Origin of the sequence: Haloferula sp. BvORR071 (genome assembly GCF_000739615.1) — a bacterium.
Classification (GTDB): Bacteria; Verrucomicrobiota; Verrucomicrobiia; order Verrucomicrobiales; family Akkermansiaceae; genus Haloferula.
The window spans coordinates 42,324-64,991 of record NZ_BATP01000022.1 but is presented as its reverse complement, the minus strand read 5'-3'; the positions used below and the strand labels follow the sequence as shown (position 1 = coordinate 64,991).

Genomic DNA, 22,668 nt, shown 5'->3' with positions numbered 1-22,668 from the left:
GTTCAGCCGGGGCTGGCGCGATTACTGCGCGTCCTCGATCCGCACGAACTTCTTCCTCGTGCTGCCGAGGGGGATGGTGGCGGTGCCGTTGCCGCTGGCATCGGTCGAGACCGTGCCGAGGTTCTCAGTGAAGGATCCGGAGAGGGTATCGGTGCCTCTCACGTTGTAGGTGGTGGAGGCCGCGCCGGTGAAGTTCACCAACAGGTTCCCGCCTTGGATTGAGGTGGTGATCACCTTGAGCGGAGTCGTGCCGACCGTGATCGTGATCGTGCGGGTGAAGCTGCCGCCGGGGCCGCTGAAGGTCAGCGTGTAGGTGGTGGTCGCCGTGGGATGGAGGGTGATCGCACCATTGCCATTCACCAGTGGCACGTTGCCGACACCCTTGTCGATGCTGACCGAGGTGATGTCCGGGCCGACCTTGATCGTCAGCTCCGCCTCGCCGCCGGATTGGATCGTGCTGGCGCTGCTGGAGAGCTGGATCACGCCGCTGGTGCCGCTCCACCAGGCCGCGCGGTGGGCCGCGATGCGCGAGTCATCGGTCTGGCCGTCGGCATTGGGATCGTCGAGCAAGGTGTTGTAGACCACCACATCATCGATCTCGCCGCGCCAGCGGTCATTGGTCAGGGTCTTCTGGGTGCCGATGTTCCAGACGCCTTCGGAAGCTTCGAAGACGAAGTTCGGGTCGAAGGTGCTGCCATCGGGGTTGAGGCCGTCCTTGGTGGTGCCCACCAGCACGCCATCCAGATACCAGCGGACCTCGGTGTGCAATGCATCGACCACCACCACGAGGTGGGCCCAGGTTTCTTCGGCAAGCTTTGCGTCGGCGTCCTTGCGCACGCCTTGGCCCAGGTAGGTGCGGGGCGTGCCATCCGCATCGGAGACGGAGAGCAGCACGCGACCGGTGCCGTTGAGGTCGGACTGGCTGACGATCGCGCGGTTGGCGTTACCGATCGTGGGATCCCGCCGGACCACGCTTTCGATCGTGAAGCCGGGATCGAGTTGCGCCGGGTTGAGGATCAAGTCGCTGGTGACGGAGGCGTTGGCATCCAGGGTGATCACACCATCGACGATGCCGGTCACGCCACCCACCGGGCTGCCGTTAGGGTGGCCATTGTGCGGTGCCGTGTTGTCCGCCGAGTCGACGAAGAGCTCGGTGCCCGCCGCTTCGTTGAAGCGGAACCAAGCGACCGGTGAATCCTGGCGCACGGCGGTGGAGAAGGCGTTTTCGGTATCGACACTATCCGTCACATCGGTGGGGCCGGTGGCATTTGCCGCATGCAGCGTGACTTGGGTCACTCCCGGGGCATCGACATCGGCGAAGCCCTGCAGGGTGCTGGTCGTGTGCAATACCGTGGCACCGGCACTGAAGCTCAGGGTGGTCGGATTCGGTGCTTCGCCCTCGGTGACCTTCCAGTGCAGGCGCAGACGGCCCGGGGTGGCGAGCTTGGTGACTTGGAAGCCCTTCACTTGCGGCACTTGGTATTGCAGTGCGGTGACGGTGACGCTGCGGGTCTCGCTGCCGGCGGTGATTTGATAGGTGGTTGTCGCCGTGGGATTCACGGTGATTGAAGCACGGCCATTGGTGAGTGGCAGCGTGCCGACGCCGTGGTCGATGCTCACCGAGCTGACATTGGCGCCGACGAGGGTGGAGAGAACGACCGGATCACCGGAGCTGACGGTGAGCTTGGAGGCGCTGAAGCCGATGATCCCGGCGGTCTGGCCCCACCAGGCATCGCGGTGGGCGGCGACGCGCGAGTCGGACTTGTCGCCATTGGCATCCGGATCATCGAGCAGGCGGCGATAGACCGCGATCTCATCGATGTTGCCCTTCCAGTGATTGCCGGCGAGAGCCTTGCCAACGCCGATGATCCATTCCTCGGTGGAGCTCTCCAAGAGGAAGTTCGGATCGAAGGTGCTGCCGTCAGGGTTCAAGCCATCGGCACTGCTGCCGACCTGTACGCCATCGAGGTAGAAGCGGATCTCAGTGTGCAGCTTGTCGACCACGATTGCGAGGTGAGCCCATGTATCATCGCTCAAGGTGGCATCGGCATGCTTGAGCTGGCCCGCACCGATATCGGTCACGATCTTGCCGTCTGCGGTGGAGGCGAGGTGGATGCGGCCGCCGCTGCCTTTCTGGCCCAGGATCACGGGATTCGCACCCACCACGCCGGGGGCCCGCTTCACGATCGCTTCGACCGTGAAGCCGGTGTCCAGCGTGCTGGGATCGAAGATGGAAGGAAGGATGCCACCGCTGCCGCCATCGAAGAGCGCCGCGCCCCCGAGGAAACCGGTGCTGCCGCTGGCGGGTTGGCCGTAGCTGCGGCCATCGAAGGGCAGGGCATTCTCCGCGGAGTCCGCGAACAACTGCGAGCCGGCTGCCTCATTGAAGCGATACCAGGCCACCGCACCATCTGCGCGCACCGCGGCGGCAAAGGGAGATTCCGCGGCGAGCGTGGCATTCTTGTCGGTCACGCCATTGCCATTGGTCGCGCTCAGGGTGAATTGCGTGGCAGTGCTGGCGGCGAGGTCGTAGAAGCCTTCCAAGCCTGGTGGCGTGTAGATCACCGTGCCGCCGGTCTTAATCTGGATGCTGGTGGGCGAAGGCGCGCCGCCTTCCGTCACCCGCCAGTGCAGGCGCACTTGATTGGTGGTTGGCAAGGGAGTGACCTCGAAGCCGAGTACGGCAGGTGGCGTAGGAACCGGCGGCGTGACCGCGGAGGCATTCCAGAAGAACGCCCGTGTGATTGCGCCGCTGAAGTTCGAGGCGTTGTTCACGTCGAAGGGCGGTCCCAGCACGTTCGCGGCATTGCTTCCCGCCAGGCCTCCGACCGAGCCGACACTGCTGATCGTCTTCACCGACAGCGTGTCATTGCCGGACCAGTTTCCCGGGGTGCCGGAGATGGTGTGGCGCGATTTCACCGCGGTGCCGCCATCCGGCTGGACTACCAGCTCGACCGTGCCGATGTGATCCCAGGAAGCGGAGATCGAATAGGCGGTGCCCGCGTTGAGCTTGCCGATCGGGTTCTGCACCGCGATCGCCGGGAGCGTGGTGTCATTGAGCGAGCCGGGCACCGTTACATCGTTCGAGCTCTGCTTGGAGAGCAGGGTCGGCACGCCATCGATCAGATAGACACCGATGCCATTTGAAGTGCCGCCGACCTCGATGAGCAGCACCGTTCGCGCCGCAGTGGGTGTGGCCCGTTCCAGGTCGGCGGCGGTTGGGGTGAAGCTGATGTTGAAGGTAGCGCCGAGGGCGTGCTCCGGATCGCCGAGGATCGGGATGCCGGACTTACTGCCAGCGGTGCCGCCGTCATCGACGATGCCCTTCACGTTGCTGTCGTAGAGGGCGGTGGCGGGATCGAGGCCGACCAGTACGGCGGCATCGGTGATGGAGGACATGACCGCGGCGGCGGTGGCGAGGCGCGCGAGATAGTAGGAGGAGCGTCGCGAGCGGCGGCGGCCGGCGTCTTCGCGATGAGCTTGGAGCAGGGCGTCAGTGGGGGCGCCGGTCTGCAGCGCGCCGGTGAGGGAGCGGCGCGTGGCGCTCTGGGGGGTAATCAAATGAAGTTTGTGGAGCAACATGGTAAGGTATCGGTTTTGAATGCAAAGGGCCCTGAGGAAGGGCAGGGGCAAAAAAATCCCGCGTGGCGGGGAGGCGCTGATTTACCGGAGGGGGCGGATTACCACGGCGGGCTCGGGACAAACCCAAGAGTCCCGCGCCCGCCGTGGCTTTTGTTCTGCGGCCTTCAACAGCGAAACCCAAGACGCCGTCCTAGGCCGCGAGACCATCCGTTTAACCACCGGGAAAATCGGGCGATCAGCAACCCGCGGGGCGAGCGATACATCGGCTCGCGAGATCCGCGGGGGTGGCCGCCCAAGTGGTGCATCGACACGAGGTCGGACCGGCGGGCGGCTTGTCGGAAAGTAGGAAGAGTAACATGTGCAGGAGAGCGGTGTGATTCGCCGCACCGGTGAAGGGGTGTTCCCTCCATTCCGGCTGTTGCGGCACCATGCCAACTTGCTCCCCGGCGCGGGGTGGCTCGATTTGCTTGCCGGATCAGATTGTGGGCTGACCCGACTTGCGGCTGACGGCGGCACTAATGCAGACTACTTGGTGGGAGATCAAGAGGAATTTTCCGAAAATCTCTTTAGTCACCTATCCAGAGCGTCATTCTGGATCCCTAGTCGATTGGATACCAAAATGGAATACATTCAGGCGTTCTCTAGTGCGGAGCCCTTTGCGAAGCTGCGATCAGCGGAGTTAATCTCATCGATCTGGCCGTTGAGTGTGCAGTAGTCGTAGAGGTAGCCGATGAGGAAGAGACCACCGGTGGCGAGCCAGAGGATGCCGGTCCAGACCTTGCCCATGTAGAAGCGGTGGGCGCCGAAGACGCCGAGGAAGGTCTGGAGGAGCCAAGCCACGGTATAGTCGATCCGGCCGGCGGTGTATCTGCGCGCGGCGGTGCGCTCCATCCAGGGGATCAAGAAGAGGTCGACCAGCCATCCGACGCCGCAGAGGCCCAAGGTCAGCATCCAGATCGTGCCGCTCACCGGGCGACCGAAGTAGAAGCGGTGCGCGCCGGTGAAACCGAAGATCCAGACCAGATAGCCGATCAGTTTGCTGTGCGTTTGGGGGCGTTCCATGACCCCGTATCATGGCCTTTTCGGCCGGGTGCGCCATAAGAATTGGAGGGCGGATTTGGAAGTGGTGAGGTCGCTGCCAGCATCGCCTTTTGACATCCGCCCGTCCGGCGGCGGAGTCTCTGCCATGTTCAAAGCCATCCTGATTACCGCCATGTCTGCCGCCCTTGCCAGCTCCGCCGTCGCCGAGAACGAGTTCCGCCACGTCGTCATGTTCAAATTCAAGCCGGAGGCCACGGCCGAGCAGGTGAAAGAGATCGAGAAGGCCTTCGCCGAGCTGCCGAAGAAGATCGACACGATCAAGAGCTACGAATGGGGCACGAGCGAGAGCGTGGAAGGCCTGAACGACGGCTTCACCCATTGCTTCCTGGTGACCTTCAAAGATAAGAAGGATCTGGAGGCTTACCTGCCGAACGAGGCGCACAAGGCCTTCGGTGCCAAGCTCAAGCCCCTACTGGAGAAGGCGCTGGTGTTTGACTACACGGCGAAGAAGGACTGAGCCGGACTCGGGTCATTTGCCGGTTGTCATTGGTGATTAGTGAATTTTTGAGGGTGCGTCGCCCGAGGGCGGCGACGCTTTGTCCCCGATTTGGGAATCCCTCATTCCGCGTTGGTTTTTCTTGGTCATGAGTGGGTTTCACTGATGAAAACCGGTTTATTCGCGCGTAAACGCCCCAGACACACATGAATCCACCCGCCGGATCTTCATCATCTGCCCCTTCCACTTCTTCTGAGTTCTCGCGCCGCGGCTTCGTCGGGGCCGCCTTGGCTGGCATGGCCGCCTTGGGTGCCGCCGCTGCGCCGCGGGCCGCGGCTGCCGACACGAGTGCCGATGCCGGCTTCCGGGATCCCTACATCTACCGTTTCCGGATCGGCTCGCTGGAGGCCTTCTCGATCAGCGATTGCAATCTAGGCTTCCGCGAAGGGCTGGGCCTGATGTGGCCGGAGGAGGCGAGGCCGAAGATGAAGGAGGAGATGGAGCGCCACGGCGAGCGTCTGGACACCATCCCGCTTTACGTGAACATCCTGGTGATCCGCTCGGGCAACGAAGTGGCACTTTTCGACGCCGGATTCGGCAAGGTGAACAACCCGCAGATGGGCTGGCTCTACGATGGTCTGGCCGCAGTGGGGATCTCGCCGGAGCAGGTGACCGCCGGTTTCTTGAGCCACGCCCACTCCGACCACCTGAACGGCTTCGTGCGCGACGGCAAGCCGACCTTCCCGAATGCGCAGATCTACTTGCTGGAAGACGAGCTGAAGTTCTGGCGCGGCGAGAATCCGGACTTCTCCAAGTCCAAGCGCGACAAGAGCCAGGTCCCCGGGATGATCAAGGAAGTGCGTGGGCACTTCGACACGCTGCAAGACAAGCTGCGGCCGGTGAAGCCGGGCACCGAAGTGCTGGGTGGCATGGTCAAGATCGAGGCTGCTCCAGGGCATACCGATGGCCACGCCTGCTTCCGCATCCGCTCCGGCAATGAGGAGCTGCTGCACTTGATGGATCTGGCCCATCATCACCTCTTGATGTTCGCGGACCCGAATTGGACCATCGCCTTCGACCACGATCCGGTGACCGCAGTGGAAGTGCGGAAGAAGTACTGGAGCGAGGCGGCCGAGAAGCGCCTCCGCTGCTATGCCTTCCACCTGCCGTGGCCAGGTCTCGGGCACGTGATGCAGGATGGAGATCACTATCGCTGGTGGATGGAGCGCTGGAGCTGGGCCTGAAGCCCGGCAAGCGGGATGCCTTAAGCGTCCATTGATTTTCAGGAGTCTCCTTCGCTGGAGACTCCTGTTTTGTTATCCGAATTCCGGGGGTTTTGCCTAGACCGGGCTAGGTCGGAGTGTTACCTGCTCCCTCGCTTCATCCCATCCCCCTTTTGCCGGGCACCCGACTGGCAGCCGATTGCAGAAAGTATCTTCCTCCTTCCGGAAGCATGAAGTGGAGCAAAGCCAGTCCCCGGAATTTCTTTCCGGGCTTGTTCGCGGCTTGCACGCCGGGACAGGTCCCCGAATGGCGTCTCGTAGCGTCGTTGCTGCTTCGGGTTTATGGAGTCGCCGCACTGCTGTCAGCGGCTGCTCCGGCTGCCGATTACCTGGTGAGCACCCAGGAGGAATACTCGGCCCTGAATGACGTCGACTTCGGGCCCGGTGACCGGATTGAGCTGGCGAGTGGAACTACCTTCACAGGCATCCTCTACCTCGGGCCGGAGGACTCGGGCACCGATGCCCAAGGCAACCTGATCGCACCGATTGTCCTCACCAGTGCTGCGGGCGAGAGAGCGACGATCCTTGCCGGGAATGGCTCGGGGATCGTCTCCTATAATGGTGGTGGGATTGAAATCAGCCGGCTGAATCTTGTCGGCTCGGGTGTGACTGCGGAAGGCATCACCACAAACACTGGCAGTGGCATCATCTTGTACACGGATACTCCGGGAGACATCAAATACCGGCACATGCGCGTGGATGAGATGGAGATCAGTGGCTTCGGGGACCGCGGAATCGTGGTGGGAGGCTACAACGGCAACTCCGGCTACGACGACGTGACGATCACACGGGTGGATACCCACAACAATCTCCACTGCGGCATTGAGACCTTCGGCTTCACGGGCTCCGTCTCCGCGCTCACGAATGTCACCGTGCGCGACTGTGTCGCCAGCTACCAGGCGGGGGATCCGGCCAGTTTGGTGAATACCGGCAGCGGCATCGTGCTCGCCGGGGTCACGGGTGGTTTGATCGAGCATTGCCTCGCCCATCACAATGGTGCGAACAACCCGCTCTCCGAAGGGCCGGTCGGCATCTGGGCCTACAGCTCCAGCGGCATCGTCATCCAGCAGAACGAATCGCACAGCAACACCACTTCGTTCGGCGATGGCGGCGGCTTCGATCTCGACGTTGGCACGAGCCACTCGGTCATGCAGTACAACTACAGCCACGACAACTCCGGGGCTGGCTTCCTCGTCTACGGGAGGAGTGGGAGCAAAGGGAACTCGTACAACGTGGTCCGCTACAACGTCTCCGATAGCGATGGCCGCGACCCGGGATCCGCGGCAGCGTCTGGAATTTGTATCTGCGATAACGTCGATGACCTCGTGGTCTATGGGAACACCGTTTTCATGAGCGCGCCGCCGGGAGACACCACCGTTCCCGCCATCAGGGTGCGGGAGCTCGGCAATGACCCGGATGACGTCACGATCACCAACAACATATTCGTCACCTCGGGAGGAACCCGGCTCGTCTATCAGGACTCGGATGCGGACGTCACCTTCGCGGGCAACAACTATTGGTCAGGCAGTGGCAGCTTCGTGATCCGCGACAACGGCTCGACCTATTCCTCGCTCAGCTCGTGGCGGAGCTCGAAGGGGCAAGAGAAGCTTGGCGGGAAGTCGACCGGCTCGAATCTCGATCCGCATTTCGACACGCCGGATATTGTCGCCCGCGATGTTTCAAGTTCGCTGGGCCGGATGGCGGCTTTCCGGCTGCGCGCGGATTCGCCGCTGATCGGCAAGGGCCTGAACTTGAAGACCAGCTTTGGCATCGATATCGGTCCGCGGGACTTCTTCGGCGGGCCCACGTTGCAGGGAAGTGGCAGTGAGGTCGGGGCCCACGAGTGGGCGCTGGCTGCCCCGAAGATTGTGAGCACCAGTCCGGCGCCGGATGGTATTGGAATCGTGATCCGCTATCAATCGGAGATCGGGGTCGCATTCTCCGTGCGGAGATCGGGAGTGCTGGAGGGCAATCCGGAAACCGAGTGGCCCTTGGTGGCACCCACGGTGTCAGGAGATGGCTCGGTAATGGAGTATGTGGATGTTCCAATGGAGCCGGGGCCAGCTTACTACTACGTGCTGGTGAGGGAGTAAGAGGACCCTGGAATTCGTGAAGCGGGTCCCGGGAAATTTTGCTTCCCACCGTGGATCACTTCTTATATCCGGCATACATGCTGGTGACACCACATACCTAACGAGGCGGGTCCGCTCCCGGTGATTTTTCACTGGAGATGGCGGACCTCCCGTTGGCCGGATGCCTCGTAATGGTGCCCGGATCGCAGGCGGCTTCTTGAGTCCCGGGCGCATTGTGCCCGCATGCTTGGTCCGCTGCCCGCGTGCTTTGATCAATTGCCGGCGGCATGTGCTGTCTCCGGCCAGGAAGAGTATTGTTTATGAAACTGGAGTTATGCCATGAGATCATGGCTTGCCTTCCCCAAGGCCGGACGATTTTCCGCTACGGGAAGGATCACTATGCCTTTTATTTGCTGCGCCGTGCCGCGGCAGGAGGAACGACCGTGGCGCGCTTGCGGCACTCGGGGCTCGGGTGTTTGTTGGAGAAGCCGCTGGTACGTGCCTGGCTGGCTGGCCTCGGCAGCGGGATCATCCGTGCCGGCGATGTGCCGGAGCCGGAGTGGCTCGCCGATGGTGAGATCTACCGGCTGTCCCTGGGTACCTGGGGCGAGGACATTGATGAATGGAAACGCAACCAGGTGTCGCGCCGCGGCGCGAGTCTGGTGCTGCACCTGAATCACAACAAGCGGCAGCATGAGCGGCTGCAAGAGATCAGCCAAAAGACCGGAGGAGATCCCTTCACGTCATGCGGACATCCAGAGGTAGGCGGAAATCACCCGACCCTCGCTTGGGCACGGCTCGACGTCGACCTCGACAGAGGGGAAGCGCTGATCGAGGAGCTGCAAAGCGACCGCATCCGCTATGTGGACTGGGTGGTGAAGCGCGCCCTGCGTACCCAGCCGAAGGACACCTTCTATTACTATGGAGCGGAGCTGAAGCCGGAGGTGGTGTTCAATTACTGGGAGCAGGAGATGAAGCGCCACGCCGCGATCTGGGACGAGGCCATCCTCACTGCGGCGCTGCATTTCCTGCAACATGAGCTGGGCATCAAGAAGGTGTTCTACCACACCTTCGAGAGCGGCAGCGTCCTCAAGCACATCAGCAAGAAGAAGCCGCCGCGCTCGATCTACACCTCGCTGCCGAAGCGTTTCTGCTTCGCGGAGACGGAGGAGATCCCGCGGATGTTCGCCGAGTGCCCGTCTTGGCAGAATCGCCCGCGACGGCAGAAGCGGGAGGTGAAATTCCAGGTGCTGGTGGTCTAACAGAAACTTGGCGCCGGATCCGTGGCCCGGTCGGTGAAAGCCGGCCGGGCTATTCTGTCCCCGTTTGATGCCCGAGACTGTCTGAATCCGGATACGGATTCTCGCGGGTTGTGTCTCAAGCCTCACCCCACATGAGGCGTTCTTGTAGGACGCGACGATGGGTGGATGCATTTCCCGGCACTTCGTGCCGGGCTGTTATGAGCCGTCCCCCTGGGACGAAGAGCGGGCATGGAGCCGGGCTTTTCCTCAGCGACAAGTATGCTCCTTTAGCGATGCTTGTTTAACGGCTCACCGAGAGCTCGGGATCAAACCAGCAGCCCCAGTCCGAGCCAGTGCCATCGCCGGCGTCCTCGACGATCAGCTCAAGTTCCTTCGCGCCACTCACATCCACCTTGAAGCTGCGCAGGGTGCCTTCCTCGGTCTTCTTGCTGCGCCAGAGTTCCTTGCCATCGGCCTTGATTGCGAAGACGACGGAGCCGCCGTCGTGACCGTCGGGCAGGCCGGCGTGGCCGGAGAGGCTCTGCCATTTCCCGCCGAGGTCCCAGACATGGCGGGCATTGGCATGGGCATAGATGCCGCGGGCGAAGAGCTGCGAGCCGCAGGAGAAGAGGCCGCCGTCTTCCGGCAGGCGGTTGATGGCGGCGTGGCCCCAGCCGACCTTCATGGATTTGGTCGCGGCTTCGGAGAGCGCGCAGGTATTGCCGCTGGCGGTGGCGGGAGTCGGGCCGGGTTTGGCGCCGATGCTGGCGACTTGCACACGAGCGACTTCGAGCACGGAGGCCGCGGGCTTGGTTGCTTCGACCTTCGCAAATTCAGCGTCGGCAGCGGAAGCGTTGTTCTTCGCGACTGCTTCTAACAAGGGAGCGAGGGTCAGCTTTGCTTCGGTCGCGGCGAGGTCGACGTTGCCGTCCTTGGCGACAAGATAGGGGTAGGTGAAGGGCGTGTTCGCGCCAGCGAAGGAACTCGCCGCGCCATTTGCCTGCAAGACCACCACGCGGAAGACGCCGGCCTTGCCGGGCACGAGGGCGTTGGCCTCGAGGGTGAACTTACCATTGGCATCCGGGATGGCGGTGCAAGTGGTGGCATCGTAATCGCCGCCGCCTTCCGTATCCATGTAACCGAGCACCGCGTAAGGCGGGGGATCGGCGGTGACCGTGGCGGAGTAGGTGAAGCTCTTGCCTTGATTCTCGATCTTGAGGTCCTTGAGCTGCGCGTTGTCAGGGCGGTCGATGCCTTTCACCGAGCCGCAGAAGATCGGGTGCGAGGCGAGCTTGAGCCCGTGTGCCAGTGAGAGGAAGGATCCCTTGCCCTCGCCGCGCAGGTTCTCGCCGTAGGTGCGGTTGCCATCGCCCATCAGTGCGGTGCCGAAGGCTTCGGCCTCGTCCTTGCGCGCGCGGTTGTGGGGCAGGCCCAGGGCGTGGCCGAGCTCGTGGCAGATGCCGCCGATGAAGATCGAGTTGTAGCGGCCGATCGAGATGTTACCATACTGACCATCCTTCACGCGCGGTTCCTTCTTTGCGAGCGAATCGAGATCGAGGATCGGCGAGTCCACTTGCCACGCGGTGCCGGAGCGATTGGTGCCACCGGCATAGTAGGGGCTGTTTTGGGAGACGATGGCCTTCTCCGCGTCCCAGTTCGACATGTTGCAGAAGATCACGATGGTTTCCTTCTCCGGATCGAGTCCGGCCGCGCGCAGGGTGGCTAGGCACTCGTTGCGGATCGGTCCGCCGGAATCGACTTTGTATTCCGCGTAAGGTTTGCGCCCTTTGACCACATGGACTTTCAGGAGGCCATCCTCCGCGTGGTCGAGGTGGATGGTCATGGGTCCGAAGCCGAGGCCCTTCATTTCGCGCGCGTAGAAGTCGCGGATGTCAGCCATGATCTTGTCCAGGCGCTCGCGGTAGCGCGGTGCCGGTTCACGGTCGGCGGGAGTCCAATAGACGATGTGAACCTTCTTCTCCGCCTTCGCGGGATCCTTGGCCTGCCAGGCTTCGAGGATGGCCTTGGCTTGGGGGACTTGGGTCGCGATTTCCTCCTGCGGCGTGGCGGCAAGGAGGGGAAAGGAGAAGAGGATTGAGGCTGAAATGGTCAGTTTCACGCCTGTTTAACGACAGAAATTGACGGAATTGTTCAAGCTGAATGACGAATTCCGAATTCCTGAATGACGAATGAAGTGTGGGAGAGAAGGAGCGAAAGGCGCAGTCGTGAGGAAAGGGGGGGCACGTGAGACGTGAGCATCTCTGGACTGTTCCGCGCTGTCACCAGCGCGCCTGCTTCCGAATCAAACCTCCTCCGTCATCGGGAATTCGACATCCGGCATTCTCGCCGCATGCCCCCATTCGATTCCGGTCCTGAGCCCTCGTCGACCAGCGGGGAGGGGAGTGCTTGGGTGCAAGGTGTGGCTCAGCCCAGGTCACAACGGAATCGAATCCACAAACGCTACTCCCATGAAATCCTCATTTCGCCGCGCCGTGACGCTCGGTCATCTATCGCGGAATCTACTTCTTGCGGCCTTGGTTTGTCCGGTGATGAGCTTTGGCGCGAGTCATAGCGATGCCCCGCTGATCAAGCAGGACCCGCAGGCCAACATCACCGACGTCTATGCCTTCATCGGCACGAAGTACGACAACCCCTCGGTGAACGTCCTCAATATCCTCGTCTCCGTGCGGCCCTTTTCGGAGCCCGGGGATGGCGTGATCTACGACCGTTTCGCGGACGATGCGCGTTATACCATCAACCTCACCGATCCGACCACAGGTGAGGTGACGGATCGTTTCGACTTCAACTTCTCGTCGATCACCGACGTGAAGAACCCTGACACGATCCTCTCTTATGGCCGCGGCACGGAGGTGGGGCCGATCACCACCATCGGCGACGGCAAGCAGAACTACACGCAGACCTATGAGTTCAGCTCCTGGAGGGCGGTGAAGGGCGGAACCTTCAAGCGTAACTTCCGCGAGGCGGGTCTACCGGTATCGCCGCCGAATGTGGGCAAGCGCACGACGCCCGCGTACAATGACGTGAGTGGCAAGGCGATTTCCGGGGCGGCAAGCTTGGCGGCGCTCGACTCCCTGACCAAGCAGGCGATTGTGACCTTGGACAACGGCATCGTGGTCTGGGCCGGGCCGCGTGAGGATGGTTTCTACGCGGATACGCCGGGAATCTTCGATTTCTTGGACCCGCGGATCATCAACAACGATGGCAACTCCGCCAATGGTCTCGGCCAGGATGGCAACGGTATCGACGGCTTCCAAGGTTTCAACGTGCTGACTTTCGGCATGCAGATTCCCGTGACCTCGCTGCGGACCTTCGCCTACACCGAGCCGCTGGTCGGAGCGCGGACCGGTGTAGGCGTTTACGCCTCGGTGAGCCGCCAGGCGATCACGCGGATCAGCGGCAAGGGCGAGCCGAAGAATTCCGGCAAGTGGGTGCAGGTGAACCGCATGGGCAACCCGCTCTTCAATGAGGTGCTGGTGGCCCTGCGCGGCAAGGACCTCTACAACCGCACTTCCCCGGTGAAGGATGACCAGTTCAAGACTTATGCCGAGAATCCCGAAGTGGCCTTCTTGGTGAATGCTGTGCTTTTCGGCACGGATGGCAGCGGGCCGCTGGCCACCACCGGGCGCGCTGACTTGGCCGCGATCTTCCTGCCGGATGTGTTGCGCGTGGATACCACCACCGGGCCGGTGACTCTGCCGGGTCAGGTGGGCTTCAATCGTCTGAGTTTGATCGGTGGCGATACCAAGGGCTGGCCGAATGGCCGCCGAATCGGTGACGACGTGGTAGATATCGCGCTCTCCGCGGTGGCGAGTGGTCCGGCCTATTCTACGATTACCGTAGTAGGCGACAATGTCCCGGCGAATGACCAGATCTACAATCAGATCTTCCCTTACCTGGGTACGCCGCACGCCGGTCCGACTGTAAGTCAGCGCCAGGGCCCGGACAACTGAACGATCCAATGGGGGACTAGAGAGATTGCCGCGGATGGATGCCGGAGCATCATGGCTGGTTCTGATTTGAAGGTGTCCATCCGCGGTTTTACTCCCGCCCCCCAAGCAGGATTCCCCTCCCAACCCAACAAAACCCGGCCGGCGGATCCCCCAGTCCGCCGGCACCCTCTTTTCTTCCTTGTTCCGATGAAGTCTTCTTCTTTCCTCCTCGCCTGCTTCGTGCTGGCGTCCGCTTCTACTTCCCTTTTCGCGCAGACCGAAGCGACGACTCCCGCTGCACCGACGGCGGTTCCCGCGACACCTGCCGATCGTGAGATAGCCAAGCTGCGGATCATGAGCCGCAATCCCGTTTGCAGTCCCGAGACCTGGGTTCAGCTGGGGAATGCGCTGATGCAGAAGTCGCGCGACTCCGTGAGCCATGATTTCAGCGAGGCCTATCTCGCCTACCGGAGCGCACTCACCCTGAAGCCGGACCACGCCGATGCCATGTGCGGCATGGCATGGGTGAAGAACTCCGAGCATGACTTTGCCGCGGGCAAGATGTGGGCGGATAAGGCGCTGGCGACCGATCCGGAGCAGGTGGATGCCCACGCGCTGATCGGTGACGGTGCGGTGGAGCTGGGCAACTACGAGGAAGCCGCGAAGCACTATCAGATCGCCATCAAGCAGCGGCCGGATCTTTCCTCACTGAGCCGCGGGGCGCATCTGCTATGGATCACGGGTGATGCAACACGCGCGGATGCGCTGATGCAGCAGGCGATCAGCGCGGGCGGACCCTACCCAGAGAATGTGGCTTGGTGCCGTGCCGAGCTGGCGCTGATGCATTTCAATCGCGGGGCGCTGATTCCCGCTGAGCAGCAGGCGGAGAAGGCAATGGAAGCGGCGCCGGGAAATCCGCGGGTGCTAGCCGTGGTCGCCCGCATCGCTGCGGCGAAGAAGGACTATCCGAAGGCAATCGCGCTGTATGAGAGGTCGATCGCGATCACACCGACGCACGACGCCCTGGCCCCGCTGGTGGATCTCTACCGCGCCACCGGTGATGCGGAGAAGGCCGAGAAGCAATTCGAAGCCGTGGTCAGCTTTCACACCGCGCCGCACCCGCATGCGGACGGAAAGATGTATCCGAACCCGAGCTTGGGAGCGAATGCCCAGCTTGCGCGCTTCTACGCGGATCAGGGGAAGGATTTGGAAGATGCGCTTAAGGAAGCCAGGGCGGCGTATGAGCGCTTCAAGAATGTCGGCACTACCGATACCTTGGCGTGGTGCCTATGCTTGAACGGCCAAGCGGCGGAGGCGAAGCCGATCATCAAGCAGGCGATGAGGTACCGCACCCAAGACGCGGAGATGATCTTCCACGCCGCGATGATTCATCAGGCGCTGAAGGAAGAGAGCACGGCTCGGCAGCTTTTTGCAAAGGCGTTGAACCTGAATCCAGACTTCAACCCTGCGCATGCCGCGAAGTGTGCGGAGATGATTGCGATGCCGGTGGCGAGTGCTGAGGCAACTGCTCCAAAGGCGGGTGTGTCGCCGTGAGGCTCTCAGCAGCCTGCTTCGTCTTTTACAGAAAATTGACTAAGTTTCCCCTTCGGCGGGGTTCTATATATCATGCCGTGTGCGTCGCCTCCCGGAACGCCGGTTTTGGAACCGGTGGATTCCCTTGCTTTGCCACGGGAAACCTGCTGATGATAAAGGAGCCATGAAAAGATTTGAAGTGCATCTGATTGGCGAGGAGAAGTGGAAGGAGATCCTCGCGGAAGACATCCGGATTACGGACACCGAGCCGAAGGAAATCCATTTCGAGGGATCCAAGCCGCACATCGTGTATTATTTGCATGCCCTGCGGCAGCCCGTCACGGAGTTGGCAGCACGCAATGGTGGTGGTTTGGCACCGCCGCCGGCGAAGGCTGCGGTGTGAGTGAGTGTGGCTAGCGCTCGCGCAACCGCACTTTGAACCCTCCCTTCAGGCGCAGTGTGATTGCCGGTTCCGGCTCCACGTTCTGGCCTGCTTCCCCCCTCAGTTCGAAACGTTGCAGGATCATCGGTAGGATGATCCGAGCCTCGGCCAAGGCGAACTCGCTGCCGATGCAAAAGCGTGGCCCGGAGCCGAAGGGCATGAATGCCTCGTGATCCCGCTTCAGGAAGCGCTCGGGACGAAACTCTCCGGGTGCTTCCCAGAAGTCTGGATGGCGGTGCAGTGTGTAGGGGCTGACGATGACGCTGGAGTGCGCGGGAATGTGGAAGCCGGCGATTTCGTCGTCGGCGATCACGTGGCGCTCCATCGCCCAGATCGGCGGGTAGAGGCGTGTGCTCTCCTCGAAGACATGCAAGGTCTGCGCGAGACCGGACAAGTCCTCCATGCGGGGTGGTGCATTGCCACAGGCGCTCTCGTACTCCGACCGGATCACATCCGCCCAGTGCGGATGCTGGTCGAGCAGGTAGAGCGTCCATGACAGCGCATTGGCCGTGGTCTCATGCCCGGCGAGGAGGAAGGCGATCGACTCGTTGCGGATCTCCTCGTCGCTCAAGCTGGCACCGGTCTCGGCATCGGTGCTGCCCATCAGCATCGTGAGTAGATTCGGCTGCGCGGGTGGATTGCTGCGCTGGCGTTCGATCAGTCGTGCGACGATGGCATCGACATCCGCGAGTGCCTTGCGGAAGCGCAGGTTTGCGGGCGTGGGCCAGGAGGATGGGGAATTCAGGATGCTGCGCCAGCGATGGTAGGTGTGTAGTACCATCACGTGCATGGCGTCCTCCACCGCGTGTGCCTCTTGCTCCAAATCAGCACCGAAGAGGCAGCGCCCGACGATGCGGAAGGTGAGCTTCATCATTTCGGATGCGATCTCCACCGGCTCGCCGGCGCGGGCCTTCAACGCCCAATCATCGAGCATGATGCTGGTACAGGCCGCAATGGTATCGATGAAACCTACGACCGCGGCACGATGGAACATCGGCTGGATCGTGCGGCGGCGTTGCTTCCAGACCGCACCATTGGCGGTGAGCAGGCTCTCCCCGCAGATCAGTGCGAGGCAGTCCGAACTGCGCGAGGCCTTGTCGTAGTTCTTGCGATTCCGGATCAGCACATGGGCTGCGTGATCCGGGTGATTGACCAAGTGCATCACCAGAGGGCCGACACGGAAGCGCACCACATCACCGCAGGCGCTTGTGCCGTCCATCATCAGGCCGAGCACATCATTGCGCAGGCGATTGAGATGACCGGTGAGGGGGGCACCCCGTGGGCTGGGAGCGATGCGGCGCTTGTCACTCATTCCACGCGATAGCCGAGGGGTTCGTAGATGTGGGCCCACTCTTCGCGGATCCGCTGCTTGCTGGCTTCTTCCAAGGGCTTGAAGCGGTTCTTTTCGTAATCCGTCAGGGTGTCGGTATAGTTACGGATTTTCGGCAGCGCCTGCTCCGCGCCATCGAGCGACAGGGCTTGGTAGATCCCGGCCACGGTGCCGATCGGATCACGTTCGAGATCCGCGAAGGAGACCTCGTGGAAGTTGCCTTCCGGGATCGAGGGGCGGTCTCTAACAAGTGTCTCCATCAGTGAGCGGTAGCGCTGGAAGATTTCGTCATCGATCCGGCTGCGGTCGGGGCGCTGGAGATAGGTATGCCACATCGCGGTATCGTAGTAGTGGCGGAAGGATTGCAGCACTTCCTCCGGGCGCCGGTGGATGTGGACGAACTTGGCATCCGGGAACATCTCCAGCAGCAGCTTCACCCGCGCGGTGTGCGTTGGTGACTTGAGCAAGAGCCGGCGCTCGGGGCCGTATTTGAAGGTCAGTTTCTTGAGGAACCACTCGAGGCCGCGTTTCCATTCCTCGATCTCCGTCCCTGGCACGCCATCGAAGCTCAGGTAGCGGTTGTAGTGATCCTCACGGCGCGGGAAGGACACGCCGAGATAGGACGACTTCAGGGTGATCAACAAGGGCGCGAACTCATCCTCCTGCGGCGACTGGAAGTTCAGCGCCATGTTGTCCATGGGGCGCTTGTCCGGCAGCAGCTTGGCAAAGCGGCGGGTGCGCACTTCCTCCGTGGTCAGGAAGATGTGCGGGTTTACCACCTGATAGGTGTTCGCGTAGGCGAAGCTGGTGTCATCCTGCGCAAGCAGGTTGTGCAGGTGCGTGGTGCCGCTACGCCAGTGGCCGAGGATGAAGAGCGGGGCCTTCCCGATTACCGTGGCCGCGACCTGATCGCCATACTCGCGGTCCTCGCGGAGGCGATAGAATGAGTTCGCAACGCTCAGCACGCTGACCACCGCGGCCCGGTGCCAGTAGACCGGGTCCACCGCGAAGTTGTTCTCTTCAAGCAGCCGCCACCAGTCCCCTGCGGTGATGCCGGTGAGGTAGTTGTGGGAGATGCTCCAGCGGTGCTTCAGGGGCGGCTTCAAGCAACACCATCACACAAGCGGGACGCGGGATCGGCAAGCCAATCCCGCGCCCTGAATCGCTGATAGAGGCAGCCTTAGTAGCTGCGGCCCCAGATCGCGCGCGCCTTGGTCGGCTTGCCGGTCAGGATACAGGCTCCTTCCGCGCCGTCCTGCTGGTCCAGCGGCATGCAGCGGATGGTGATCTTGTGCTGCTTGGAAAGCTCGTCCTCTTCCTCCGGCGTGCCGGCCCAGGGAGTGATCAGCCAGCCGGGATTGTCCTGGCCCCAGTGAGCGTGGAAGGAGTCCAGCGAGTTGCAGGGCAGGATGTTCGCGTCGCGGAAGGTGGTGGCGCGCTCGAGCAGGGTGTTGTGGATCTCCTGCAGGATGTCCGTGGCCACGCGGAGGAAGTCCTCCTTTTCCATGAACTCCTTGTCGGCTGGGCCCTTGTCACGGCGCTGCACGCAGACCTTGCGGGTCTCGATGTCACGTGGCCCGATCTCGATGCGGATCGGCACGCCCTTCTTGATCCACTCCCACTTCTTCACGCCGCCCTGGATGTCGCGGACGTCCACATGCACGCGCAGGGCGTCGCCATGGAAGTTCTTTTCCCGGCGCAGGGTCTCCGCCAGCGCCTGGCAGGCATCGATCACGCCTTGCTTGGTGTCTTCCTTCGGCGTCACCGGCACGATCACGATCTGCTGGGTGGCCACGCGCGGCGGCAGCACCAAGCCATCGTCGTCCGAGTGTGCCATGATCAGCGTGCCAATCATGCGTGTGGAAACGCCCCACGAGGTGGTGTGCACGTATTGCTTCGCGCCATCGCGGCCGGTGAAAGCGATTTCCTGCGCCTTCGAGAAGTTCTGGCCGAGGTAATGCGAGGTGCCAGCCTGGATCGCCTTGCGGTCCTGCACCATGGTTTCGACCGTTAGGGTCATGTCGGCACCGGGGAAGCGCTCGTTCTCGGTCTTCTCGCCGGGGATCACCGGGATCGCGAGGTGGTTCTTCAGGAACTCCTCGTAGATCCGGTGCATCTGGCGCGTCTCGGCGATCGCTTCCTCCTGCGTCTCGTGTGCGGTGTGGCCTTCCTGCCACAGGAACTCCGCGGTACGCAGGAAGAGACGCGGGCGCATCTCCCAGCGCATCACGTTCGCCCACTGGTTGATCAGCAGCGGCAGGTCGCGGTAGCTCTGCACCCAGCGCGAGAAGGCCGCGCCGATGATCGTCTCGGAAGTCGGGCGGATGATATAAGGCTCGGCCAGCTCACCGGTCGGGATCATCTTGGTCTTGCCCGTCACCGGATCCTTCTGCGGCTCCAGGCGGTGGTGCGTCACCACCGCGCACTCGGTCGCGAAACCTTCGGCGTGCTCGGCTTCCTTCTCCAGGTAGGAAATCGGAATCAGCAGCGGGAAGTAAGCGTTCTGGTGGCCGGTCGCCTTGAACTTGCGGTCGAGCTGCTGCTGGATGAGTTCCCAGATCCCGTAGCCCCACGGCTTGATCACCATGCAGCCGCGGGTCTCCGAATTTTCCGCCATGTCGGCGGCTTTGATGACCTGCTGGTACCACTCGGGGAAATCCTGGGCCCGGGTGGGGGTGATGGCTGTTTTGTCGGACATGGCTTGGGATCGAGAAACAAAAACCGCGAAGGGCGCGGCGGGCGGATTTGGAGCCGGGATCAAGGGATTTGCACGCCAAATCGGCAGCTTCTCGTTGAGGGTCGGAGAGTTGACTGGGGGTGGAATTGCTGATACTTCCAAGGTGTGAGCATTGCCGAACTTTCCACCCGCGATTTGTCGCGATCGGACAAGATTGCGCTGATGGAGCGGCTCTGGGGCGAACTGTCGGCGGATGAGGACTTGTCCCAGCCCCCCGACTGGCACGCCGGGGTTATCGAATCCCGGGCTCACGAATGGGAGCGGCGGAACGAGGTCGGTGAAGACTGGGAGGAGCTGAAGAAAGTTCTGAGGTCGCAGATGTGATTGCGATTGTCGTTCTCCCTTCCGCGAGGCGCGACCTTCGGGACGGCTTTCGATTCTACGAGCGGCAAGAAGCCGGGGTTGGAGACTATTTCCTGGATTCGATCTCCGCGGATATCAGTTCGATTCGCCTGTTCGCAGGGATCCACCGGTGTCGCGGGGACCTTCATCGCTTCACCAGCAAACGATTTCCGTATTGGATCTACTATCGGATGGACAGCGGAAAAGCGTTTGTCGTTGCGATCCTGGATTCCCGGAAGGATCCGGCGGCGATCCGGGCACGGGAACGTGAGGAAGGCCCGGGATGATTCTGACCGGGAAAGGAGGGGTCGACTACCGCCCGATCAGGTGTCTTGTGTGAATTTTCCGAGCAGAAGGCATAACTTCTTGATGGGTCCAGAAAGCCCGCCTGATCCTGCGGATATGAGAGTGCTGCCCATCGTGGTTCCTTGTGTTTTGGCCGGTATCGGCGGCTTCTTTTTGGGACGTTTGGACTCCAGCTCGGGCCAGCAGGCGGACGGCGCCGCCGGGATGGCCGATCGACCCGCTGCTGGTGCTTCCGCCGATCACCGTGCGGCTGGAGGCAAGTCCGGAGGCTCCGCGCGTGGGAATTCCCCCAACCGGTCCGCGGGTGGATTTGCTTCCGCGATGAAGGGGTCGCTGGGTCACTCTCTGGAGAGCGAGCGGCTGGAACGCTGGATGGCGCTGTTGGCAGGGATGGAGCCGGCGGACGCTCCCGCAGTCGCCGCGATGCTGCGGGATGAGAAGGCGGTCGGCCACTTGTTCGGGATCGAGACGATGATGTTTTGGCAGACCTGGGGGCGGGTTGATCCCAAGGGGGCTTGGGCTTACGTGCAGGAGCATCCGGAGGAGGCCGGGAAAGAGGGCGTTAATTCCCTGCTGAAATCCTGGGCATTCAAGGATCCGGCGGGGGCGAGGGCCGCCTTTGAGGAGCTCGGTGATTCGCCCTTGAGGGCGGCGGCGCTGAGTGGCTTGGGTCACGGTTTGGCGGAGTCAGATCCCGCGGCCGCCGTCGCCTTCGCATCCGGGTTGCCGAACGGGCAGCAGACCGAGGCGGCGGTGCATATCTCCGGGTCGATCATCTACACGATGGGCAACGAAGGGGCGCAGGCGTGGTTCGACAAGCTCCCGGCGGACTCCCCGGCATTCAACAAGGAATCCGCGCGGGTGCTGATGGAAGCCCTGAGCCGTTCGGACCCGGGCTCGGTGGAGAAGTTCGCCTTCGCCCGTCTCGACCAGGAATGGTCCGCCCGGCCTGCCGAGCAGAACTTCGCGGCCTCGATGATCGCGCGCAACGGCGGCTCGCCTTGGGAATATGTGAGCAAGGTCATGGAGAAGTATCCGCGGCCGGAGGAACCGCTCGCCTTCACCGCGTGGGTGGCCAATCTCGACCCGCAGTCGGCAATCGCCTGGGCAGATGCGAATCCGAATGATCACGCCACGGATGCCATCCTTGCTGGCACCGCCCAGGTGTACCTGAAGCATGGCAAGCCGGATGAAGCGGCTGCCTTGCTGGAGCGGGTCAAGGATCCCGCAATGCGAGGGCTGGCGGGAGGGCAATGATGGGTGATCTTCGTTGGCGGAATCTTCCCCGGATTTTCATTAGCCCGGAAGCGGAATCGCGTTAGAAAGGGAAAGCCATATCCGGCATCGTTCCATGCAATCGCGCTTCCTCACGATCTTCGCCCTCTCAGCCGCTCTTGCTCTCTCCGTCCGCGCGGAGGACAAGCCCAAGGACCCCGCTGCCGCTGCTTTCCCCGGGCTGGCGACCGTGGCGATCCCCGAGAAGGACACCCCCTTTCCGGGCCAAGTGGCCTACGATGCCAAGCTCTCCGAGTTGATCGACAAGCCGCTTCCCCTCGAGGAAGGCGCGCCCGAGATCCGCCGGATGATCTCGACCCGCGTGAGCCGCGATGCGGAAACGCGCTACTTCATCGACTTCGATCCCGGCCCGAGCGCCGACCCTGGCTTCGACATCACGGATCAGAAGACCGGCAAGCTGATCGGAAGCATCGGCGCCGAGAGCCTGGCGATCCCGGGCAACGGCTTCATCTACGCCACCGGCCGCGCCAACCGGATGCACTTGGAGCACCTCAAATACGCGATCCGCGATGGCAAGCTGGTGGAGATCGAGCAACCCTTCTCCTACGTCGGCCTGCAATCGAAGGCGAAGGTCGAGCTCAAGCTCCTCGCGAAGAAGGACGGCGGCGAGACCATCGCGACCATTCCCAAGGGTGATTCCCTCGAAGTCGTCCTCCGCGATGGCGAGCACTTGCTGATCAAGACCCGCTTCGGCCTGCTCGGCTGGTGGAAGATGAACACCAGCGTGATGGCCAACAACGCTGAGATCGAGGGGATCTATTACGCCGGGGATTGAGTTGGGAAGGAACGAGCCGCGGAGGCGCAGAGGTCGCTGAGAAACAGTGGAGAAGATCTTGGATTGTAGGTTCTTCCCATCTGGGCCATTGAGATTAAAGTTCTCCCTGGGCATGGCACACAAACAGGCATGTATATGATGAAGTCTCGGGTTTGGGCTTTTCTCCGCGTCGGGCTGGTGGCTGCGGTCCTGTCCTCGGCAGCGCAAGGAATGGGCCCGAGGCAGGAGCCGTTTAAGATTCC

At 62.2% G+C, this 22,668-nt stretch carries 17 protein-coding genes; 11 read left to right on the top strand and 6 right to left on the bottom strand.

Annotated features, from left to right (window positions below; translation table 11 throughout):
- Positions 1 to 21: 21 nt before the first annotated feature.
- Both BV071_RS10435 and BV071_RS10430 read right to left on the bottom strand, forming a co-directional pair.
- Positions 22 to 3,582, bottom strand: coding sequence for a LamG domain-containing protein (locus BV071_RS10435; protein ID WP_035606124.1), 3,561 nt, complete (start codon positions 3,580 to 3,582; stop codon positions 22 to 24).
- A gap of 630 nt (positions 3,583 to 4,212) precedes the next feature.
- A complete protein-coding gene (locus BV071_RS10430) occupies positions 4,213 to 4,644 on the bottom strand; it encodes a TM2 domain-containing protein (protein WP_035606121.1) in 432 nt (143 codons plus the stop codon).
- A gap of 124 nt (positions 4,645 to 4,768) precedes the next feature.
- On the opposite strand from BV071_RS10430, the gene BV071_RS10425 reads away from it, so the two are divergent.
- The 4 genes from BV071_RS10425 to BV071_RS10410 all read left to right on the top strand — a co-directional run bounded on the left by BV071_RS10425 (position 4,769) and on the right by BV071_RS10410 (position 9,736).
- Complete coding sequence (locus BV071_RS10425; protein ID WP_035606117.1) at positions 4,769 to 5,140, top strand: Dabb family protein; 372 nt, start codon at positions 4,769 to 4,771, stop codon at positions 5,138 to 5,140.
- A gap of 185 nt (positions 5,141 to 5,325) precedes the next feature.
- A complete protein-coding gene (locus BV071_RS10420; RefSeq protein ID WP_035606114.1) occupies positions 5,326 to 6,363 on the top strand; it encodes an MBL fold metallo-hydrolase in 1,038 nt (345 codons plus the stop codon).
- A gap of 209 nt (positions 6,364 to 6,572) precedes the next feature.
- Entirely contained in the window at positions 6,573 to 8,495 is a 1,923-nt protein-coding gene (locus BV071_RS10415; protein WP_035606111.1) for a right-handed parallel beta-helix repeat-containing protein, read from the top strand.
- Positions 8,496 to 8,794: 299 nt separating this feature from the next.
- Positions 8,795 to 9,736, top strand: a complete 942-nt coding sequence (locus BV071_RS10410) for a hypothetical protein (protein ID WP_265594306.1) — start codon at positions 8,795 to 8,797, stop codon at positions 9,734 to 9,736.
- Between the two features lie 280 nt (positions 9,737 to 10,016).
- Here BV071_RS10410 and BV071_RS10405 read toward each other — a convergent pair whose 3' ends face one another.
- Positions 10,017 to 11,834, bottom strand: a complete 1,818-nt coding sequence (locus tag BV071_RS10405; protein WP_052573136.1) for an NPCBM/NEW2 domain-containing protein — start codon at positions 11,832 to 11,834, stop codon at positions 10,017 to 10,019.
- Positions 11,835 to 12,183: 349 nt separating this feature from the next.
- Here BV071_RS10405 and BV071_RS10400 point away from each other — a divergent pair, with 349 nt between their 5' ends.
- The 3 genes from BV071_RS10400 to BV071_RS10390 all read left to right on the top strand — a co-directional run bounded on the left by BV071_RS10400 (position 12,184) and on the right by BV071_RS10390 (position 15,601).
- Entirely contained in the window at positions 12,184 to 13,686 is a 1,503-nt protein-coding gene (locus tag BV071_RS10400) for a DUF4331 domain-containing protein (protein WP_081885917.1), read from the top strand.
- A 186-nt stretch (positions 13,687 to 13,872) separates the two neighbouring features.
- Positions 13,873 to 15,219: a tetratricopeptide repeat protein gene (locus BV071_RS10395; protein ID WP_035606103.1), complete on the top strand. Its 1,347-nt coding sequence runs from the start codon at positions 13,873 to 13,875 to the stop codon at positions 15,217 to 15,219.
- A gap of 163 nt (positions 15,220 to 15,382) precedes the next feature.
- Positions 15,383 to 15,601: a hypothetical protein gene (locus BV071_RS10390; RefSeq protein WP_035606100.1), complete on the top strand. Its 219-nt coding sequence runs from the start codon at positions 15,383 to 15,385 to the stop codon at positions 15,599 to 15,601.
- A gap of 10 nt (positions 15,602 to 15,611) precedes the next feature.
- Here the strand turns inward: BV071_RS10390 and BV071_RS10385 are convergent, their stop codons facing one another.
- The 3 genes from BV071_RS10385 to proS form a co-directional block, all read right to left on the bottom strand.
- The gene (locus BV071_RS10385) at positions 15,612 to 16,952 is read right to left on the bottom strand and encodes a cytochrome P450 (RefSeq protein ID WP_052573135.1); all 1,341 of its coding nucleotides are present in this window, start codon (positions 16,950 to 16,952) and stop codon (positions 15,612 to 15,614) included.
- Entirely contained in the window at positions 16,949 to 18,076 is a 1,128-nt protein-coding gene (locus BV071_RS10380) for a sulfotransferase (protein ID WP_052573134.1), read from the bottom strand. Before BV071_RS10380 ends, BV071_RS10385 begins: the two co-directional genes overlap by 4 nt.
- A gap of 74 nt (positions 18,077 to 18,150) precedes the next feature.
- Positions 18,151 to 19,668: a proline--tRNA ligase gene (proS, locus tag BV071_RS10375; protein ID WP_035606097.1), complete on the bottom strand. Its 1,518-nt coding sequence runs from the start codon at positions 19,666 to 19,668 to the stop codon at positions 18,151 to 18,153.
- A gap of 144 nt (positions 19,669 to 19,812) precedes the next feature.
- Here proS and BV071_RS10370 point away from each other — a divergent pair, with 144 nt between their 5' ends.
- The 4 genes from BV071_RS10370 (at position 19,813) to BV071_RS10355 (ending at position 22,426) form a co-directional block, all read left to right on the top strand.
- Positions 19,813 to 20,031: an addiction module protein gene (locus BV071_RS10370; protein WP_035606094.1), complete on the top strand. Its 219-nt coding sequence runs from the start codon at positions 19,813 to 19,815 to the stop codon at positions 20,029 to 20,031.
- Positions 20,028 to 20,336 (top strand): type II toxin-antitoxin system RelE/ParE family toxin, encoded by a 309-nt coding sequence (locus BV071_RS36125; protein ID WP_343123401.1) that lies wholly within the window; start codon positions 20,028 to 20,030, stop codon positions 20,334 to 20,336. The genes BV071_RS10370 and BV071_RS36125 overlap by 4 nt, the downstream gene beginning before the upstream one ends.
- Before the next feature lie 115 nt (positions 20,337 to 20,451).
- Positions 20,452 to 21,612 carry a hypothetical protein gene (locus BV071_RS10360; protein WP_035606091.1) on the top strand — a complete coding sequence of 387 codons (1,161 nt, stop codon included), beginning with the start codon at positions 20,452 to 20,454 and terminating at the stop codon, positions 21,610 to 21,612.
- Between the two features lie 94 nt (positions 21,613 to 21,706).
- Complete coding sequence (locus BV071_RS10355) at positions 21,707 to 22,426, top strand: hypothetical protein (protein WP_035606088.1); 720 nt, start codon at positions 21,707 to 21,709, stop codon at positions 22,424 to 22,426.
- The last annotated feature ends 242 nt before the right edge of the window (positions 22,427 to 22,668 follow it).

What these genes read in the sequence shown, in the direction of transcription:
- BV071_RS10435 (WP_035606124.1), bottom strand. Translation starts at nt 3,582, where the DNA reads ATGTTGCTCCACAAACTTCATTTGATTACCCCCCAGAGCGCCACGCGC.
- BV071_RS10400 (WP_081885917.1), top strand. Translation starts at nt 12,184, where the DNA reads ATGAAATCCTCATTTCGCCGCGCCGTGACGCTCGGTCATCTATCGCGG.
- BV071_RS10425 (WP_035606117.1), top strand. Translation starts at nt 4,769, where the DNA reads ATGTTCAAAGCCATCCTGATTACCGCCATGTCTGCCGCCCTTGCCAGC.
- BV071_RS10415 (WP_035606111.1), top strand. Translation starts at nt 6,573, where the DNA reads ATGAAGTGGAGCAAAGCCAGTCCCCGGAATTTCTTTCCGGGCTTGTTC.
- BV071_RS10430 (WP_035606121.1), bottom strand. Translation starts at nt 4,644, where the DNA reads ATGGAACGCCCCCAAACGCACAGCAAACTGATCGGCTATCTGGTCTGG.
- BV071_RS10355 (WP_035606088.1), top strand. Translation starts at nt 21,707, where the DNA reads ATGCAATCGCGCTTCCTCACGATCTTCGCCCTCTCAGCCGCTCTTGCT.
- BV071_RS10395 (WP_035606103.1), top strand. Translation starts at nt 13,873, where the DNA reads ATGAAGTCTTCTTCTTTCCTCCTCGCCTGCTTCGTGCTGGCGTCCGCT.
- BV071_RS10390 (WP_035606100.1), top strand. Translation starts at nt 15,383, where the DNA reads ATGAAAAGATTTGAAGTGCATCTGATTGGCGAGGAGAAGTGGAAGGAG.
- BV071_RS10410 (WP_265594306.1), top strand. Translation starts at nt 8,795, where the DNA reads ATGAAACTGGAGTTATGCCATGAGATCATGGCTTGCCTTCCCCAAGGC.
- BV071_RS10360 (WP_035606091.1), top strand. Translation starts at nt 20,452, where the DNA reads ATGAGAGTGCTGCCCATCGTGGTTCCTTGTGTTTTGGCCGGTATCGGC.
- BV071_RS10385 (WP_052573135.1), bottom strand. Translation starts at nt 16,952, where the DNA reads ATGAGTGACAAGCGCCGCATCGCTCCCAGCCCACGGGGTGCCCCCCTC.
- BV071_RS10420 (WP_035606114.1), top strand. Translation starts at nt 5,326, where the DNA reads ATGAATCCACCCGCCGGATCTTCATCATCTGCCCCTTCCACTTCTTCT.
- proS (WP_035606097.1), bottom strand. Translation starts at nt 19,668, where the DNA reads ATGTCCGACAAAACAGCCATCACCCCCACCCGGGCCCAGGATTTCCCC.